Raw genomic sequence first — 16,275 nt, 5'->3', positions numbered from 1 at the left:
GGCCCGATATGGTTCCAAGTATCGGTTTCGAAAGGGAGTTCTCGTAAATGATGCGCCAATATGAGCTTGTGGAGCGTGTACAGCGATACAAGCCTGACGTGAACGAGGCGCTTCTTAACAAGGCATATGTCTATGCCATGCAAAAGCATGGCAGTCAGAAGCGCGCTTCTGGCGACCCATACTTTTCCCATCCGCTCGAAGTTGCTGCAATTCTCACTGATATGCATCTCGACGAAGCGACGATTGCCATCGCGCTGCTGCATGATACGATTGAAGACACGACAGCCACCCGACAGGAAATCGATCAGCTCTTCGGTCCTGAAATCGGCAAACTCGTTGAAGGGCTGACCAAGCTCAAAAAGCTCGATCTCGTTTCCAAGAAGGCAGTGCAGGCGGAAAACCTGCGCAAACTTCTGCTTGCCATTTCTGAAGATGTCCGCGTGCTTCTGGTGAAGCTGGCTGATCGCCTGCATAATATGCGTACGCTTGGCGTAATGCGGGAAGACAAGCGCCTGCGTATTGCCGAGGAAACGATGGATATCTATGCGCCGCTCGCTGGCCGCATGGGTATGCAGGATATGCGCGAAGAGCTGGAGGAGCTGGCCTTCCGTTATATCAATCCGGATGCATGGCGCGCAGTAACGGATCGTCTGGCCGAGCTTCTTGAGAAAAACCGTGGGCTGCTGCAGAAGATCGAAAAGGATCTTTCCGAGATTTTCGAGAAGCACGGCATCAAAGCCAGTGTGAAGAGCCGCCAGAAAAAGGCGTGGTCGGTTTTCCGCAAGATGGAAACCAAGGGACTGTCATTCGAGCAGCTTTCCGACATTTTCGGTTTTCGTGTCATGGTCGACACGACGCAGGATTGCTATCGGGCGCTTGGTCTCATTCATACGACGTGGTCTATGGTTCCAGGCCGGTTCAAGGATTATATCTCCACACCCAAACAGAACGATTACCGGTCGATCCATACCACCATCATCGGTCCATCGCGGCAACGTATCGAGCTGCAGATTCGTACGCGCGAGATGGACGAGATTGCGGAATTCGGCGTCGCCGCGCATTCGATCTACAAGGATCGCGGTAGTGCCAACAACCCGCACAAAATGTCCACCGAAACCAATGCTTATGCATGGCTGCGCCAGACGATCGAGCAACTTTCCGAAGGCGATAATCCCGAAGAGTTTCTCGAACACACCAAGCTTGAGCTGTTTCAGGATCAGGTCTTCTGCTTCACGCCGAAAGGGCGTCTCATCGCTCTGCCTCGTGGCGCAACGCCGATCGATTTCGCCTATGCCGTTCACACCGATATCGGCGATAGTTGCGTGGGTGCGAAGGTCAACGGGCGCATCATGCCGCTGATGACAGAACTGAAGAACGGCGATGAGGTGGATATCATCCGCTCCAAGGCGCAGGTGCCGCCCGCGGCCTGGGAGTCGCTTGTCGCGACCGGCAAGGCGCGTGCCGCCATTCGGCGCGCAACCCGCTCTGCTGTCCGCAAGCAATATTCCGGACTTGGGATGCGTATTCTGGAGCGCGCATTCGATCGTGCCGGAAAGCCCTTCAGCAAGGATATTCTAAAGCCGGGCCTGCCGCGTCTGGCGCGCAAGGACGTAGAGGACGTGTTGGCCGCCGTCGGGCGTGGTGAGTTGCCGTCAACTGACGTGGTCAAGGCGGTGTATCCTGATTATCAGGATACACGCGTTACCTCGCAGAACAGCCCCGTAAAGACGGGCGAAAAGGGCTGGTTTAATATCCAGAATGCAGCCGGCATGATCTTCAAGGTGCCTGAGGGCAGCGAAGATGCGACGAAGACCGATGCTGACGCAGTGCCGAAGCCTGGAAAGAAGGCGCTGCCGATTCGCGGCACCAATTCGGACCTGCCGGTTCGGTTTGCTCCTGAAGGTGCTGTGCCCGGAGATCGTATCGTCGGCATTCTCCAGCCGGGCGCCGGTATCACAATCTACCCGATCCAGTCGCCTGCGCTGACGGCCTATGACGATCAGCCGGAACGCTGGATTGATGTGCGTTGGGATATCGACGAGCAAATGAGCGAGCGTTTTCCGGCACGCATCAGCGTATCGGCTATCAATTCGCCTGGCTCTCTGGCGGAGATCACGCAGATCGTGGCGGCTAACGACGCCAATATTCACAATCTTTCCATGGTGCGCACAGCACCGGATTTCACCGAGATGATTATCGATGTTGAGGTTTGGGACCTCAAGCATCTCAACCGTATCATTTCCCAATTGAAAGAAAGCGCGAGCGTCAGCGGCGCGAAACGCGTGAACGGATAGGACTAAGATGAATACCGAAGATGTGCTTGCCGTCTTCCGCGAAGCGGGAGCGATCCTTGAAGGCCACTTTATTCTCACGTCAGGCCTGCGCAGCCCGGTTTTCCTTCAGAAGGCGCGTGTTTTCATGCATGCCGACAAGACGGAAAAGCTCTGCAAGGCTCTGGCAGAGAAGATCAAGGCGGCAAATCTTGGACCTATCGATTACGTGGTCGGGCCTGCGATTGGAGGTCTGATTCCTTCCTATGAAACTTCGCGCCATCTGGGTGTTCCGTCGGTCTGGGTGGAGCGCGAGAACGGCGTTTTCCGTCTACGCCGTTTCGATGTGCCGAAAGGCGCACGTGTCGTTATCGTGGAAGATATCGTCACGACCGGGCTTTCCATTCGTGAAACGATCGATTGCATGAAGGATCTCGGTATCGAAGTCATGGCTGCAGCCTGCATCGTGGACCGCTCTGCCGGGAAGGCAGATGTCGGCACGAAGCTGATTTCTCTCGCTGAATATGAAGTTCCAGCTTATCCAGCGGATAAATTGCCGCCCGAACTTGCCGCAATTCCGGCTGTGAAGCCTGGTAGCCGCAACATTTAAAGAAGCAAGCCGATGGCTTTTGATACGCTGCGGGGGATGATACACCCCTGCGGCGAAATTCCGCTTTGCGGGACGCGTTCTAGTTACCTATTTAAAGGGTAACTGCAAAGACCTTGTTCCGGCTTCCACAAACAGGATTCCATCGTGAGTGTAGCCCCCATTATATTCGATCCCAGATCGCCTTACCGTGCACCATGTGGGGTATGCGTGGATTGCGATGTTCGACGGACTGCGGTTTGTGCGGCACTCGATGTTGGCGATCTCGGCGCTCTTGAAGCAATCATGACCTCCAAGCGTCTCGATGCCAATGAGCAGCTGGTGGAAGAAGGAGAGCCGAAGCGCCGCGTCTTTAGCCTGACATCCGGTATGCTTCGTATTTACACATCGCTTCCAGATGGGCGTCGGCAGATTGCTGGCTTCCTGTTTCCCGGCGATTATCTCGGTCTTGCCGATGACGAGACATATTCCCAGTCGGCAGAAGCTGTTGTGCCATCGGTTTTGTGCGCCTTCTCCACCAGAGAGATGGACGATCTGATGGAGCGCTTTCCGAAGTTGAAGGAACGTCTGCATCAAATGACGCGGGCGGCGCTTAGAACCGCACGTGATAATCAGCTTGTTCTCGGGCGCCTTGCGCCGGTGGAAAAGCTTGCGAGCTTTCTGCTGGTTTTGTCGGCACGGGCCGAGAAGCGCGGGGAGAAGCCAAACCCGGTTCATCTGTCGATGAACCGCACCGATATTGCCGACTATCTCGGCCTGACGATTGAAACCGTCAGTCGCAGCTTTACAAAGCTGAAAACCCAAGGGTTGATCCAATTGCCCGATGCCAATACGGTCGAAATCCTGTCGCGCCGTTCACTGGCAGCCGTTGCCGGGATGGACCCGGAAAACCTCTGAATTCAAGCCGCAATCCCTAAAATCCGGATGTATTTCCGTTGATTCAAATCAATGCGGCATCCGGCAGAACAGCCTATTCCTGACCATAGAGATTGATGCGATCCGTTTTAGGATTGTACGTTCAAAATGGGGAAAACAGGTGCTGTTGTGGCTGGGAATTGCAATATCGGCTGTCATGCATGCGGGCTTCCTTGCCGCATCATGCCGTCTTGCCCCGCGGAATGTCGCCCCGGTTCTGGTGCGCGCATATCCGGCAGGGCCTCGCCGGAGCGCCCGACGCTTAAGGTGGACGCGCTATGCATGAAGAAGCGATAAGACGCTACGCCGCATTGGCGGTGCCTAGATATACGTCTTTCCCGACGGCTGCAGACTTTATTCCTGTCGGCGCTGAGACGACGCATCGTTGGCTGCGACAGATAGAGCCGGAAGAAAGCGTCTCACTTTATATCCACGTGCCTTATTGTCGGCAGCTTTGCCACTACTGCGGTTGCCATGCAAAAATGGCAGTTCGCAACGATGTGGTCGAGAATTTCTGCACTTCTTTGCTCAGCGAAATCGAAACTGTCAGCAAGAGCCTGACTGCACGGCCCAGCGTGGTCCATCTTCATTGGGGCGGGGGGACGCCTTCCATTTTGAACTCGCGTCAGTTTACGAGCATTCTGGCTGCTTTACGCGTTGCGTTCGATTTTGCGCCCGAGATGGAACATGCCATTGAGCTTGATCCCCGCACCGTCACGCCGCAATTGGCGCGCACGCTTGCGCTCATGGGTGTCAATCGTGCCAGCCTCGGCGTACAGGATGTTGACGGTGAAGTGCAAAAAGCCATCGGTCGCATTCAACCGATAGAGACAGTTGCCAAGGCTGCCAGCCTTCTGCGGGAAGTCGGCATTGACCGTCTCAACTTCGATCTCATCTACGGCCTGCCGTTGCAGACCGTTGAGACACTGCGTGAGACTTGCGAAAAGGTCGCTGCCCTCAAGCCTGACCGCGTCGCCTGCTATGGTTATGCGCATCTTCCCCAGCGGCGCGCCAATCAACGGCTGATCGACGCAAGCCTTCTGCCCGATGCTGACGAACGCTTCGCTCAGGCACGTGTGGTTGCGGATAGTTTCATCGGTTTCGGCTATGAGCCGGTAGGGATCGACCACTATGCATTGCCGGATGACAGTCTGGCCATTGCTGCACGCCACGGAACGCTGCACCGTAATTTCCAGGGTTATACGGATGATCGCTGCCAGACATTGATCGGTCTCGGACCATCATCGATTTCGCAGTTCCCCGGCGGCTATGCCCAGAATATCTCGGACGTGAAGCAATATTCCAAGCGTGTTGAAGCGGGTGACCTTGCAACTGTTCGCGGCTATGCGATGCGCGAAAGCGACCGTATCCGCGCCGGAATTATCACGGCCCTGATGTGCAACTTTCGGGTTGATCTGAATACTACGGCGCCGGGCGTGGAGTTCTCCGACGAACTGGCCTTGCTGCGCCCTCTGGTGGCTGACGGGCTGGTGGAAGTCCGCAATGGGGTCATCAGCGCAACAAGCGATGGCAAACCGCTGATCCGTCTGGTCGCGGCTGCTTTCGATGAATTTCGCAGGGAGACTATGCACGGCTTCAGCTTCGCCGTCTGAACTTGCGTTGGAACAAAGAGATAGAGCCCAAGATGCTCTATCAAGAGAATGCTGCTGCACCGGGCCGTCAAAAGGTCAGTAGCATGGGAGCACCGCCGTTGGGGGACGTGCGGTGCTCCACTATTTTGAGCACAGCCCGAAAGCTTAAATGGCTTTCGGGCTGTGCGCTTTTCATATGGATTAGGCTTGACGGTTCTTTTCCAGCTTAGGCAGGAAAATCGTCAGCAGGCCGAGCAGGGGCAGATACGAGCAGATGTTGTAAACATACTCGATGCCCTTGTTATCGGCCACAATACCGAGGACAGCAGCAGCGATACCGGCCATACCGAAAGCGAAGCCGAAGAACAGGCCCGACACCATGCCGACACGTCCCGGCAGCAGCTCCTGAGCGAACACCACGATTGCCGGGAAGGCCGAGGCGAGGATCAGGCCGATGATCACCGTCAGGATCGCCGTCATTTCCAGGTTTGCATAGGGTAGGGCAAGTGTGAATGGTAGGACGCCGAGGATCGATGCCCAGATCACCTTGCGCGCGCCGATCCTGTCACCGATCGGACCACCGATGATCGTTCCCGCAGCTACTGCACCGAGGAACAGGAATAGAAGAAGCTGCGATGCCTGCACTGTCACGCCGAAATGGCTGATGGTGTAGAAGGTGTAGTAGCTCGTCAGGCTGGCCATGTAGATGTACTTGGTGAAAACCAGCATCGCCAGAACGCCAACGGACACCAGAACCTTGTTGCGCGGAAGCGGAAGGGTCTTGTCGGGCTTCGCCTTGCTGGCATTGGCAATCCGGTAGCGATTATACCAGTTGCTGACATACCAGAGCAGCATCATGCCGATGAGCGCGGCGACAGAGAACCACGACACGCTGATCTGGCCGAAAGGCAGAACGATGAAGGCTGCCAGAAGCGGGCCGATCGACGAGCCGAAATTGCCGCCTACCTGAAACAGGGATTGCGCAAAACCATGACGTCCGCCGGAGGCAAGGCGTGCCACACGGGCGGCTTCCGGATGGAAGACGGACGAGCCGAAGCCAACAAAGGCTGCACCCAGAAGCAGGATCGAATAGTGATGCGCTGTCGCCAGAAAGACGAGTCCGACGAGCGTGCACCCCATGCCAAAAGGCAGGGAATAAGGCATTGGCTTGCGGTCGGTATAGATACCCACGAGCGGCTGCAGGATCGATGCCGTCATCTGGAAGGTGAATGTCAGAAGGCCGATCTGCCAGAATGACAGGCTGTAGTTGTCCTTCAGCATCGGATAGATGGCCGGAAGGAGCGACTGCATCATGTCGTTCAGGAAATGGCCCATGCTTGTGGCCAGAATGATGGCGAGGACAGTATTGTCCGCGCCGCTGTTTGATGGCTGCTGTGCAGCACTCATGCTCATACTACTACTCCGAAGATGAAAGCCGGTCTTCAGGCGCATTTCCTGCAGATATTATCTGACTACAGGAAATAGGACACTCAGGGAAATTGCGGGCTGTTGATGAGAAACTGGCGAAAATTTGCGAATTTGGCGTCTGGACAGGCAGTTGCACTCTTCAAACGTCAAATTCATTCCGCCAGCGAATGTCGCGACCCATTCTCAGCAAGTCATTAATAGGACTATTGCCTCTCGCCCGCTTTCGTGTTTTGGTCCAATAGTTTCGAGAGTGGGCCAAAACAGAGGTCAGGACTGCAATGAAACCGAAGTCTCCACCGGGGCTTTTATTGCCGGGAAGCGAGGAACTGCAGAAGTTCCACGAACAACGTATCGCTATGCTGGAAGGCATGAGTGGACCGGTGATTGCCCTGCCGACACGCTATCCAGACGGCTATTTCGTGCCGCGCCATTGTCACAGCCGGGCACAGCTTCTCTGTGCCTCGCAAGGCGTGGTTCTGGTGACGACGGATGCCGGACGCTGGATGATTCCGAGCGACCACGCCATGTGGATACCGGCAGGTGTGGAGCATTCGGTCGAAATCCTCGGCGAAGTCTACATGCGGTCGATCTATATCTGCGTCGATGCCGTTTCGGGCGTGCCGGATTATCTCCACGTGGTCGGGCTTACCGATCTCATGCGATGCCTTATCATCGACGCAACTACGCAGGACAGCACGCCGGAGCCGGATAGTCGCGATGCGCTGGTGATCGAGCTCATACTGCGTGACCTTCATACGTTGCCGCAGCGTTCTCTGGGCCTGCCTTTCCCGTCCGATCCGCGTTTGCAGAAACTATGCCGTGAATTCGTGAAAAAGCCTTCTTCGCGCGCCACAATTGATGACTGGGCTGACAGGATGGCAATGAGCCGGCGTTCATTTACCCGGCATTTCCAGCGGGAAACCGGCGTCAGCCTTTCAGTCTGGCGCCAGCAGGCATGTCTGTTCGCTGCGGTTCCCCGGCTTACGGAAGGGGAGGCTGTGACGAGCGTGGCACTCGATCTGGGTTATGACAGCGTTTCTGCTTTCACGACGATGTTCCGCAGGATGCTTGGTGTTTCGCCGCGGTTTTATTTGCCGAGGCTGGACACCGTTCCTTTTGAACGCAGCGACAGTGCCGCAGTTTTGGCCGAATAATAACAATTGTCTCCGCGATGGGAGAGCATTAATAGAAGCGCATGCTGTTTCAACGCCGTAATCCTCCGACCAGAAAAGAGCGTTTAAGGCTTCTGGTCTGGCCGCGCCGCTCCTTCTCCCGTTCCTTCCGGTACGGTGGAAAGCGGATTCTGCGCATCACTGCCTCGCCTCATGCCGTCGCAGCGGGTCTCGCCGTCGGCGTGTTTTCGGCGTTTACGCCTTTCTTCGGTTTCCATCTCATCATCGCAATCGTGCTTGCTTATTTCCTTGCCGGAAATATTGCGGCCGCAGCGCTTGGCACAACCCTTGCCAATCCGCTGACTTTGCCATTCATCTGGGGCAGCACGTTCGAGCTTGGTCGTTTCATCATGAATGGCAGTATCGATAATGCTCCGCCGGTCCATTTCGGCCGGGCGCTCGAAACCATGCATTTCGATGAAATCTGGACGCCGCTTTTGAAGCCGATGCTGTTCGGCTCGACGATTCTAGGCGCTGCATTCGCAGTTGTGGTCTATTTCGTTACCCGGTTTGCCGTTTCGGCTTTCCGTCGTCGCCGTATCGAACGCCTTGCGGAAAAGCATCGCCTGCACCGCGAGCAGGAGCTTCAGAAAGTATGATTGTCGGTATAGGTAGCGACCTCATCGATATTCGCCGCGTCGAAAGTACTCTTGAGCGGCATGGCGACCGTTTCCGCAACCGGGTCTTCACCGAAATCGAGCAGAAAAAATCGGACGGGCGCAAGCAGCGTGCTGCATCTTATGCAAAGCGCTTCGCGGCGAAGGAAGCCTGTGCGAAGGCGCTTGGAACCGGTATCGCCCAAGGCGTTTTCTGGCGGGATATGGGCGTGGTCAATGCCCCTTCCGGAAAGCCCACCATGCATTTGACCGGCGGTGCGGCGAAACAGTTGCAGAAACTCCTGCCCGCAGGAACGCGCGCCGCCATACATCTGACAATTACCGATGATTTTCCTCTCGCACAGGCGTTCGTTATCATCGAAGCCCTGCCTGAGACGAAATAATTGTGATTGTGACAGGTAAACTCCTGCTCATAATCGTGCGATAAACCGGCGTTCTGCCGGCGGCCTGATTGCGTCATGCTTTCATAGTCGTTATTAGATCGCGTTATCGGAAGCGGAGATACAATGAGCGTGTCCAGCAAGAGTGAGACAAAAAAATCCGGCGGCCTTGGCGAAACCATCAGCGTTATCGTGCAGGCGCTGCTGCTGGCACTGGTCATCCGCACCCTGCTTTTCCAGCCTTTCAGCATACCGTCGGGCTCCATGCGCCCCACGCTTCTGGAGGGCGATTATCTGTTTGTTTCGAAATATGCCTATGGCTATTCGCGCTATTCGCTGCCGTTTGGACTGGATCTGTTCTCAGGCCGCATCTGGAGTGCGGAGCCGAAGCGCGGTGACGTGGTGGTGTTCAAACTGCCGAGTGATCCTTCCGTCGATTACATCAAGCGCGTGATCGGCCTGCCGGGCGATCGCGTGCAGATGCGCGGCGGCGTGCTCTATATCAACGATCAGGCGGTCAAGCGTGACCGGGTCGGCACAATCGACAATCCCGATGTGACGGAAGTGAACCGGCCCGTCGAAGTCTATCGCGAAACCCTGCCAGACGGTGTGACCTATGACACACTTGATCTCGCGCCGAATTCCATCGGTGACGATACGCGCGTCTTCGAGGTTCCTGCCGGTCATTACTTCATGATGGGCGACAACCGCGACAACTCGCTCGATAGCCGTTTCGGCGTCGGCTATGTGCCGTTTGAGAACCTGGTCGGTCGCGCAAACATCATCTTCTTCTCCATTGCCGACAAGGCAAGCCCGCTTGAAATCTGGAAATGGCCGACCGAAGTACGCTTTGGCCGACTGTTCAGCTCAGTCAATGCCGCGCCGCATACAGCCGTAACCGGAAACTGAAATGGCTTCGGCAAATCAGGCAGCAGCAATTCTGGAGGAGCGCACCGGACACCGTTTTCTCAATTTGAAACGGCTGGATCGTGCGCTCACCCACTCAAGTGTGCAGGCGCCATCGCGCGCAAATTATGAACGTCTCGAATTTCTCGGCGACCGCGTTCTGGGACTGACGGTCGCGGAAATGTTGTTCGACGAGTTTCCCGATGCCTCCGAAGGTGAACTGTCGGTTCGGCTCAATGCGCTGGTGAATGCGGAAACCTGTGCGGCGATTGCCGATGAGATCGGGCTCGCCGATCTCATTCATACCGGTTCAGATATCAAGTCATTGAATGACAAGCGCCTTTTGAACGTGCGCGCTGATGTCGTCGAGGCACTGATCGCCACGATCTATCTCGATGGCGGACTGGAGGCTGTACGGCCTTTCGTCAAGCGCTACTGGGAAAAGCGGTCACTGCAAACGGGTGCCGCCCGCCGCGATGCCAAGACCGAGTTGCAGGAATGGGCGCACCAGCAGGGCAATGTCCATCCTTCATACTCTATCATCAGCCGTACCGGCCCGGACCATGATCCGCTGTTTACGGTGGAGGTTACGGTCAAGGGTTTTGCCACTGAAACGGGCGAGGGGCGTTCGAAAAGAATAGCCGAACAAAACGCCGCTGAAGTGATGCTTTATCGTGAAGGCGTCTGGAAGCGTGACAATTCCGCTTGATGCAAGAATTGGCGTTTTTTAAATCGAGATCGGTTATAATTAGTCTTATACGATATGTCGCTTTCATCGGCGGTTTTGTCGTACCGGGAATGTCGTGCGCAGGGGACGGCGGCGTTCTGCAAGGAAATATCGTCTGGAAGGATAAACAATGAACAATCGGACGACGCCGGCTGACGGCGAAAACGAGGCAGGCCAGACCCGGTCCGGCTTCGTGGCGCTGATCGGGGCGCCGAATGCGGGGAAATCGACGCTGGTCAACCAGCTGGTGGGAACGAAGGTTTCTATCGTCACGCACAAGGTGCAGACGACACGCGCTCTTGTGCGCGGCATATTCATCGAAGGTCAGGCGCAGATCGTTCTGGTCGACACGCCCGGCATTTTCCGGCCGAAGCGCAGACTCGACCGCGCCATGGTCACGACGGCCTGGGGTGGTGCGAAGGATGCCGACATCATTCTCGTTCTTCTCGATTCGCAAGGCGGTCTGAACGAGAACGCCGAAGCGCTGCTTGCGAGCATGAAGGATGTGCGACAGAAGAAGGTTCTGGTGCTCAACAAGGTCGACCGCGTCGATCCGCCGGTTTTGCTGGATCTTGCCCGCAAGGCCAATGAGCTGGTCACATTCGACCAGACTTTCATGATCTCGGCGCTGAACGGATCGGGCTGCAAGGATCTCGCGAAATATCTCGCCGAGAATGTGCCGAACGGCCCTTGGTATTATCCAGAAGACCAGATTTCCGATATGCCGATGCGGCAGCTTGCAGCGGAAATCACCCGCGAAAAGCTCTATCTGCGCCTGCATGAGGAGCTGCCTTACTCGTCCACGGTGGAAACCGAACGCTGGGAAGAGCGCAAGGATGGATCCGTCCGCATTGAGCAGGTGATCTATGTGGAGCGTGAAAGCCAGAAGAAGATCGTGCTTGGCCACAAGGGTGAGACGATCAAGGCAATCGGGCAATCAGCACGCAAGGAAATCTCCGATATACTGGAACAGACGGTTCATCTCTTCCTTTTCGTGAAAGTGCGCGAGAACTGGGGCAATGACCCCGAACGCTATCGCGAAATGGGCCTTGATTTTCCAACCTAATTCATAAAGCTGGCGGCCATGGAATGGCGCGATGAAGGCATAATTCTCGGGACACGACGCCATGGCGAGACAAGCGCCATCGTGGAAGTGATGACCCGTGAGCATGGCCGCCATATGGGTATGGTGCGCGGCGGGCGTTCCCGCCGCATGCAGCCTTTGCTGCAGCCGGGCAACCATGTGGACGTGACATGGTGGGCGCGGCTGGATGAGCATATGGGCAGCTTTACCATCGAACCGCTGGAATTTGCTGCCGCCCGTCTCATCGAAACACCTGTGGCGTTATATGGTATCCAGCTTGCGGCTTCCCATTTGCGCCTGTTGCCCGAACGCGACCCGCATCGCGGCCTCTACGAGACATTGCGGCTTATCATCGAACATTTTGACGATCCGCTGGCCTCAGGCGAACTGGTATTGCGCTTTGAAGTGATGATGCTTGAGGAACTTGGCTTCGGTCTTGATCTCAAGGAATGTGCCGCAACAGGCGTCAAGGAAGACCTGATCTATGTGTCGCCGAAATCGGGGCGTGCGGTCTGCCGTGATGCGGGCGCACCATGGGCTGACAAGCTTCTGCTGCTGCCGGGCTTCGTCAATAATACTGCCGTTCGCGCAACGTCCTATGACGATATCGATCATGCCTTCACGATGACCGGCTATTTTCTGATGCGGCATGTATGGGAGCCACGTGCCGTCACGCCGCCCGATGCGCGTGGCGGGTTTTTGAACGCCCTCGGGCGAGCGATCAGCCCATAGATTCATTTAAGCATGATCTTTTCCGAAAACCGGTTCCCACTTTTCGGGATCATGCTTTCACAGGCAAGCTGAAAACCTCGCCTTCGAAAGCCTCCGCTCCGCGTCCGATTGCGCGTATGGCTGCTACCATTCGCCCCTGTCGCCCCAAAATTTCGTCTGCGAGCGCAACAAGCCGGATATTCGGCGTTGCCGATGGAGACAGGTTGCGAACAATCCCGGCAAGCTCGCTTTCATCCAGCGCTAGGTTTAAAGCCGAAGCGATGATATAAGCCGCAGCTGTGGAACGGGAAATACCAGCATAACAGTGAATGAGCAAAGGCGCATCCATGGGCCAGCTCTTCGCGAAGTCCAGAAGCCGCAGCACATGGGTTTCATCGGGGGCGACCAACCCTTCGCGCAATTCGATAATATCGTTGAATGTCAGCGACAGACGGACGGCATCATAACCATTGGGCAGAGCCGCCGGGACTTCGCTTCCAAGCGTCACGACATGGCTTGGCTGGTGCAATGCGAGTTGTGTTGCCAGTTGCGACAAGGGTGTCACGACGATCCGGCTCATCGGTTCTGCCGTGCTTTTTCCAATGCTGCAAACCGTGCGAGGAAATCCGTCTGCACGTCTTGTGTGGGGCGCGGTGCGATATCCAGTCCTGCCGGATCGAAACCGCGCGGACGCCCGAAATATTTGACTGCCTCGGTCTCGGTGAACCCGGCAAGTCGCGTGGCCTCAAAAAAAGCTGCAACCTGATCGGCACGCTTGATCAGCGTCTTGAGTTGGGCAGGCACAGTTATCGGCAGCGAAAAGCGCAGGTGAATGGCGTTTTCCAACCGCGTTTCGATCATCTTGTAATTGCCGCCCATTACCGCCTTGAAGGGCGAGATCATGTCGCCGATCACATATTCCGGGGCGTCGTGCAGAAGCGAGAGCAGCTGCCACTCGATGCTGGCATCGGGCACCAGCCGGTTGAATATCTGATCCACGAGCAGCGAATGCTGTGCGACCGAAAAAGCATGTTCACCAACAGTCTGACCGTTCCAGCGTGCAACACGGGCAAGGCCGTGAGCAATATCTTCGATTTCAATATCGAGCGGCGAGGGGTCAAGCAGGTCGAGACGGCGTCCCGACAACATGCGTTGCCAGGCACGTGTCTTGCCGGAAGATCGGTCGGCGCTTGCCATCAGGCGTTACCCGCTTCAGCTTCCGGAAACCCGAACCGCACGTGAGGCGGCAAGGTGAGTGTTATGGGCGTTTCGCCAGCCAGAATCGGACTACCCGCATCTATCGCATCCTTGGCGCGATCGATGCGCACAAGCGCGATGCCGATAGTGTCAGCGGAGCTTCCTGTCGTGCCGATCTCGCGCCCATCAACGGTAATAGGCGTACCCATCGGAGGCAGATTTCCATCGGAGTGTGCCACCAGAACGCGCCGCCGAGCCGTACCGCGATGCTGCATGCGCGACACGACTTCCTGCCCGATGAAACAGCCTTTCGGGAAGGAAACGCCGCCGGTCTGGTCGAAATTGACGTCATGCGGGAAGACGTCATTATAAGCGAAATCCGCTTCGCCTTCGGCTATGCCATGTTCCGCCCGCAGCTTCGTCCACGCGCTTTTATCGGTCGTGCCATCGGCCGGACCGTAAATCCGGTGAACATTCAGTTCGTCTGGAAAGCGGCTGTCGCGCTTGATTGAATCACTCTGTGAAGGATGTGATTCAGTTTGCCAGGAAACACTGACAAGCGATTCTGGCAGTTGCGTTATTTCGGCTTTTGCGCGCAGCCTGTAGAGGGTGATACGCTTGATAAAATCAGCGGCAATGCTTGCGGGGAGATCGAAACGCAAGCCGCCATCAATGCGTGAGATGAGAAAGTCGAACAAGATCTTTCCTTGCGGAGCGAGCAATGCTCCCGGTTTCAAATCGTCCGGTCCAAGCTTGTCGAGATCGGTTGTAATCACGGCCTGCAGGAATTTTTCCGCGTCGTCGCCCGTGATGTGAACCAAAGCCCTGTTTGAAAGATTTACCGTTTCAACTGCCGTCGTCATCGCTTCGTCCTTGCCTTTCGCGCCCTCGTTACGTAAGCCCCAATGGAAAGGCTCGCAAGTCCTATCAATCTGGCAGGAGACAACTATGGCCGAAACATTCGATACGATTTTGAAGGGTGCAACCATCGTCAATCACGACGGTATAGGCCAACGCGACATCGGTATTCGCAATGGTCGCATCGCTGCCATAGGCTCTCTTTCCACACATACGGCAGGTGAGGTGATCGACTGCACGGGCCTGCATATTCTGCCCGGCGTGGTGGATAGCCAGGTCCATTTCCGCGAGCCCGGCCTTGAACACAAGGAAGATCTCGAGACCGGTTCACTCGCCGCTGTTCTGGGTGGGGTGACCTCCGTTTTCGAAATGCCGAACACCAAGCCGCTCACCACTTCCGCCGAGACGCTGGAAGACAAGATTCGTCGTGGCCGCCATCGCATGCACTGCGATTTCGCTTTCTGGGTTGGCGGTACGCGCGACAATGCAAACGACGTTGCCGAACTGGAGCGCTTGCCGGGCGCTGCCGGGATCAAGGTTTTCATGGGGTCGTCCACCGGTGATCTGCTTGTTGAAGACGATGATGGCGTTCGTTCGATCCTGAAGAATACGCGCCGTCGCGCGGCCTTTCACTCAGAAGATGAGTTCCGGTTGAAGGAGCGCGAAGGCCTGCGCGTGCAGGGCGATCCGTCGAGCCACCCGGTCTGGCGCGACGAAGTTGCAGCACTTCAGTGCACGGAACGGCTTGTGCGCATCGCCCGCGATACCGGCGCACGCATTCACGTGCTGCATATCTCCACCGCCGAAGAAATCGACTTCCTCAAAGATCATAAGGATGTCGCGACCTGCGAAGCAACGCCGCACCATCTCACCTTGTCGGCAGACGATTACAAGACACTCGGCAACCTCATCCAGATGAACCCGCCTGTCCGTGACAAGCGTCACCGCGACGGCGTGTGGAAGGGCATCGATCAGGGTATCGTCGATGTGCTCGGTTCCGACCACGCTCCGCACACGCTGGAGGAAAAGCAGAAGCCTTATCCGGCTTCCCCGTCGGGCATGACAGGCGTGCAGACGCTGGTGCCGATCATGCTCGACCATATTAATGCTGGAAGGCTTTCGCTGGAGCGCTTCGTCGATCTTTCCAGCCACGGCCCGAACCGCATTTTCGGCATGGCCCGCAAGGGTCGTATCGCGGTCGGCTACGATGCCGATCTGACCATCGTGGACATGAAGCGCCGCGAAACGATCACGCATGAGCAGGCGGGTTCGAAGGCTGGCTGGACGCCCTATCACGGCAAGACTGTCACAGGATGGCCGATTGGCACTTTCGTGCGTGGCATCAAGGTAATGTGGGAAGCGGAAATCGTGAACGCCAACAAGGGCGAGCCGGTAGAATTCCTCGAAGCATTGCCGCATCGCTGAAGGTCGTCTCGTGTTCGTTGTCAACCTGACCTACATCAAGCCTCTTGAGGAGATCGGGAGGCACCTCGAAGCGCATCGGGAGTTTCTGGACCGGCAATATGCGGATGGCGTTTTTCTGGCTTCCGGGCCGAAAAATCCACGAGACGGCGGCGTGATCCTCGCAAGCGGTAAGGTCAGCAAGAGCGAACTGGACGCGATATTGAGGCTTGACCCTTTCAGGCGTCACGGACTGGCAACCTATGATGTCGTCGAGTTTACGCCAGCGAAATATGCGTCTCCGCTTGGTGATCTTCTTTAAGATACGGAGCTTGTAACATATTGGCGTGATCTGTCCCCTGATTGTCCGTCAGGTGGCTTTTGATCCCGGTTGCAAGGCGTACTCTCTC

Annotated in this window: 17 protein-coding genes; 13 read left to right on the top strand and 4 right to left on the bottom strand. The window is 56.3% G+C overall.

Annotation, left to right across the window (positions count from 1 at the left end):
- Positions 1 to 47 precede the first annotated feature (47 nt).
- The 4 genes from MKS82_RS06110 to hemN all read left to right on the top strand — a co-directional run bounded on the left by MKS82_RS06110 (position 48) and on the right by hemN (position 5,405).
- Complete coding sequence (locus MKS82_RS06110; RefSeq protein WP_109987961.1) at positions 48 to 2,294, top strand: RelA/SpoT family protein; 2,247 nt, start codon at positions 48 to 50, stop codon at positions 2,292 to 2,294.
- 7 nt (positions 2,295 to 2,301) lie between these two features.
- The gene (pyrE, locus tag MKS82_RS06105) at positions 2,302 to 2,880 is read left to right on the top strand and encodes an orotate phosphoribosyltransferase (protein ID WP_109987962.1); all 579 of its coding nucleotides are present in this window, start codon (positions 2,302 to 2,304) and stop codon (positions 2,878 to 2,880) included.
- A gap of 144 nt (positions 2,881 to 3,024) precedes the next feature.
- The gene (locus MKS82_RS06100) at positions 3,025 to 3,774 is read left to right on the top strand and encodes a helix-turn-helix domain-containing protein (protein WP_109987963.1); all 750 of its coding nucleotides are present in this window, start codon (positions 3,025 to 3,027) and stop codon (positions 3,772 to 3,774) included.
- A gap of 296 nt (positions 3,775 to 4,070) precedes the next feature.
- The gene (gene hemN, locus MKS82_RS06095) at positions 4,071 to 5,405 is read left to right on the top strand and encodes an oxygen-independent coproporphyrinogen III oxidase (protein WP_109987964.1); all 1,335 of its coding nucleotides are present in this window, start codon (positions 4,071 to 4,073) and stop codon (positions 5,403 to 5,405) included.
- Between the two features lie 180 nt (positions 5,406 to 5,585).
- Here the strand turns inward: hemN and MKS82_RS06090 are convergent, their stop codons facing one another.
- Positions 5,586 to 6,797, bottom strand: a complete 1,212-nt coding sequence (locus tag MKS82_RS06090; protein ID WP_109987965.1) for an MFS transporter — start codon at positions 6,795 to 6,797, stop codon at positions 5,586 to 5,588.
- 323 nt (positions 6,798 to 7,120) lie between these two features.
- Here MKS82_RS06090 and MKS82_RS06085 point away from each other — a divergent pair, with 323 nt between their 5' ends.
- The 7 genes from MKS82_RS06085 to recO all read left to right on the top strand — a co-directional run bounded on the left by MKS82_RS06085 (position 7,121) and on the right by recO (position 12,430).
- The gene (locus tag MKS82_RS06085; RefSeq protein ID WP_176037564.1) at positions 7,121 to 7,966 is read left to right on the top strand and encodes an AraC family transcriptional regulator; all 846 of its coding nucleotides are present in this window, start codon (positions 7,121 to 7,123) and stop codon (positions 7,964 to 7,966) included.
- A gap of 41 nt (positions 7,967 to 8,007) precedes the next feature.
- Positions 8,008 to 8,583: a type IV secretion system effector BspA gene (gene bspA, locus MKS82_RS06080; RefSeq protein ID WP_109987967.1), complete on the top strand. Its 576-nt coding sequence runs from the start codon at positions 8,008 to 8,010 to the stop codon at positions 8,581 to 8,583.
- The gene (acpS, locus tag MKS82_RS06075; RefSeq protein ID WP_109987968.1) at positions 8,580 to 8,984 is read left to right on the top strand and encodes a holo-ACP synthase; all 405 of its coding nucleotides are present in this window, start codon (positions 8,580 to 8,582) and stop codon (positions 8,982 to 8,984) included. Before bspA ends, acpS begins: the two co-directional genes overlap by 4 nt.
- A gap of 123 nt (positions 8,985 to 9,107) precedes the next feature.
- Positions 9,108 to 9,890, top strand: a complete 783-nt coding sequence (gene lepB / locus MKS82_RS06070; protein WP_109987969.1) for a signal peptidase I — start codon at positions 9,108 to 9,110, stop codon at positions 9,888 to 9,890.
- Position 9,891: 1 nt separating this feature from the next.
- Positions 9,892 to 10,596, top strand: coding sequence for a ribonuclease III (rnc, locus tag MKS82_RS06065; RefSeq protein WP_109987970.1), 705 nt, complete (start codon positions 9,892 to 9,894; stop codon positions 10,594 to 10,596).
- Between the two features lie 148 nt (positions 10,597 to 10,744).
- Positions 10,745 to 11,680 (top strand): GTPase Era, encoded by a 936-nt coding sequence (era, locus tag MKS82_RS06060; protein WP_109987971.1) that lies wholly within the window; start codon positions 10,745 to 10,747, stop codon positions 11,678 to 11,680.
- A gap of 18 nt (positions 11,681 to 11,698) precedes the next feature.
- Complete coding sequence (recO, locus tag MKS82_RS06055; protein ID WP_109987972.1) at positions 11,699 to 12,430, top strand: DNA repair protein RecO; 732 nt, start codon at positions 11,699 to 11,701, stop codon at positions 12,428 to 12,430.
- A gap of 49 nt (positions 12,431 to 12,479) precedes the next feature.
- On the opposite strand, the gene MKS82_RS06050 is transcribed toward recO, so the two are convergent.
- The 3 genes from MKS82_RS06050 to ygfZ are packed head-to-tail and all read right to left on the bottom strand — an operon-like array spanning position 12,480 to position 14,469.
- Positions 12,480 to 12,989 carry a tyrosine phosphatase family protein gene (locus tag MKS82_RS06050; protein WP_109987973.1) on the bottom strand — a complete coding sequence of 170 codons (510 nt, stop codon included), beginning with the start codon at positions 12,987 to 12,989 and terminating at the stop codon, positions 12,480 to 12,482.
- On the bottom strand, positions 12,986 to 13,606 hold the full coding sequence (locus MKS82_RS06045) for a YfbR-like 5'-deoxynucleotidase (protein WP_109987974.1): 621 nt from the start codon (positions 13,604 to 13,606) through the stop codon (positions 12,986 to 12,988). The genes MKS82_RS06050 and MKS82_RS06045 overlap by 4 nt, the downstream gene beginning before the upstream one ends.
- On the bottom strand, positions 13,606 to 14,469 hold the full coding sequence (gene ygfZ, locus MKS82_RS06040; protein ID WP_240578492.1) for a CAF17-like 4Fe-4S cluster assembly/insertion protein YgfZ: 864 nt from the start codon (positions 14,467 to 14,469) through the stop codon (positions 13,606 to 13,608). The genes MKS82_RS06045 and ygfZ overlap by 1 nt, the downstream gene beginning before the upstream one ends.
- Before the next feature lie 85 nt (positions 14,470 to 14,554).
- Between ygfZ and MKS82_RS06035 the strand changes: the two genes are divergently transcribed.
- A complete protein-coding gene (locus MKS82_RS06035) occupies positions 14,555 to 15,889 on the top strand; it encodes a dihydroorotase (RefSeq protein WP_109987975.1) in 1,335 nt (444 codons plus the stop codon).
- A gap of 10 nt (positions 15,890 to 15,899) precedes the next feature.
- The gene (locus MKS82_RS06030) at positions 15,900 to 16,187 is read left to right on the top strand and encodes a YciI family protein (protein WP_109987976.1); all 288 of its coding nucleotides are present in this window, start codon (positions 15,900 to 15,902) and stop codon (positions 16,185 to 16,187) included.
- Positions 16,188 to 16,275 lie beyond the last annotated feature (88 nt).

The organism is Ochrobactrum sp. A-1 (assembly GCF_022488005.1).
Classification (GTDB): Bacteria; Pseudomonadota; Alphaproteobacteria; order Rhizobiales; family Rhizobiaceae; genus Brucella.
Note: the sequence above shows the minus strand (reverse complement) of the source record. Positions and strands in the feature narration are given on the sequence as shown.